Here is a 1815-nt window from a genome sequence, read left to right as displayed (position 1 = left end):
CCCAACGGGCAGGCGGGCGTATCCGGATTTCTTCTTCCGGGCGCAGGGGCTGGTGGTGGAGATCGAGCCCCGCGCAGGCCGCCGCCCTGGCGGAGCACGTGGCCGCGCACCCGGACGTGCCGGTCGAGGACCTCGGCTGGTCGCTGGCGGCCGGCCGCGCGGCGCTCGACCACCGGGCGGTGGTACTGGGCGCGGACCGCGCGGAGCTGTGCGCCCGCCTCGCCGAGCTGGCGGACGGCGACGCGGGACACCCCGACGTGGTGCGGGCGGCCGGCCCGGCGCGCCTGGGCGGCAGCGCCTTCCTCTTCACCGGGCAGGGCAGCCAGCGCCCCGGCATGGGCGCGGAACTGTACGCCGCGTACCCGGCGTTCGCCGCCGCCTTCGACGCGGCGTGCGCGGCGCTCGACCCGCACCTGCGCCTCGCCCGCCCGCTGCGCGAGCTGGTGTTCGCGGCCGGCGCCGCCGGTGCGGCGGACGAGCTGCACCGCACGGACGCGACCCAGGCCGCGCTGTTCGCCGTCGAGGTCGCCCTCTACCGGCTGGTGGAGTCCTTCGGCGTGGCCCCCGGCTACCTCGCGGGCCACTCCGTCGGCGAGATCGCCGCGGCACAGGTCGCGGGCGTGATGTCGCTGACGGACGCCGCCCGCCTGGTCGCCGCCCGGGGACGGCTGATGGCGGCGCTGCCGGCCGGCGGCGCGATGGCGGCCGTGGAGGCGCCGGAGGCGGAGGTCGCGCCGCTGCTGGCCGGGCGTGAGGACCGGGTGGCCATCGCGGCCGTCAACGCGCCGGAGTCGGTCGTCGTCTCGGGCGACGAGGACGCGGTCGAGGAGGTCGTCCGCACGCTGCGGGAGCGCGGGCGCCGCACCAAGCGGCTGAAGGTCAGCCACGCGTTCCACTCGCCGCGCATCGACCCGATGCTGGCGGAGTTCCGGCGGGTCGCGGCCTCGCTGACGTACGCCCCGCCGCGCATCGCCGTCGTCTCCAACGTCACCGGCGCCCTCGCCGGCGCCGAGCAGCTGTGCGAGCCCGACTACTGGGTGCGGCACGCCCGGCAGCCCGTCCGCTTCCGCGACGGCATCGCGGCGCTGCGCGCCGAGGGCGTCACCCGCTTCCTGGAGCTGGGCCCGGACGCCGTGCTGACGGCGATGGCGCGGGACTGCCTGGGGGACGGCGCGGCCGAGACGGTCCTGGCCACGGCGCTGCGTGGCGGCCGGGACGAGACCCGCACGCTGCTGACGGCCCTGGCCCTGCTCCACGTGGACGGCGAGGGCGTCGACTTCACCGCCGCGTTCCCGCCCGGCGCCTCGGCCACCGAGCTGCCCACGTACCGCTTCGACCGCCGCCGCTACTGGCGTGACGCCCCGCAGCCGGAGGCGGATGTCCGCGCGGCGGGCCTTGAGGAGAGCGACCACCCGCTGCTGCGGGCCGCGCTGGAACCGGCGGACGGCGGGCTGCTGCTGACGGGGCGGCTGTCGCTGGCCGGGCAGCCGTGGCTGGCCGACCACGCCATCGTGGACGCCGTGCCGCTGCCCGGCACCCTCTTCGTGGAGCTGGCGCTGCGCGCCGGGGAACGGGCGGGCTGCGCGGGCATTGAGGACCTGACGCTGGAGACGCCGCTGCTGATGCCGCCGACCGGGGCGGTCGACGTGCAGGTCGCGATGGGCGCGGCCGAGCCGTCGGGGCGGCGCGCCCTCACGGTCTACTCACGTCCCGCCGAGGACGCGGACGGGGCGGACGCCGGCTCCGGCGTCCCGCCGTCCGCCCCGTGGCGGCGGCACGCGACCGCGACGCTCGCCACCGCTCCCAGCCCGGACC

At 78.3% G+C, this 1815-nt stretch carries 1 protein-coding gene; it reads left to right on the top strand.

From position 1 onward, the window contains the following. Positions 1–98: 98 nt before the first annotated feature. On the top strand, positions 99–1815 hold a 1717-nt coding region (locus ACWDSL_RS53245), incomplete at its 3' end, for an acyltransferase domain-containing protein (RefSeq protein WP_450496966.1).

The sequence above is a fragment of the Streptomyces sp. NPDC000941 genome (assembly GCF_053599555.1).
The sequence above is the reverse complement of the archived record's forward strand: the minus strand, read 5'-3'. Positions and strand labels throughout refer to the sequence as shown.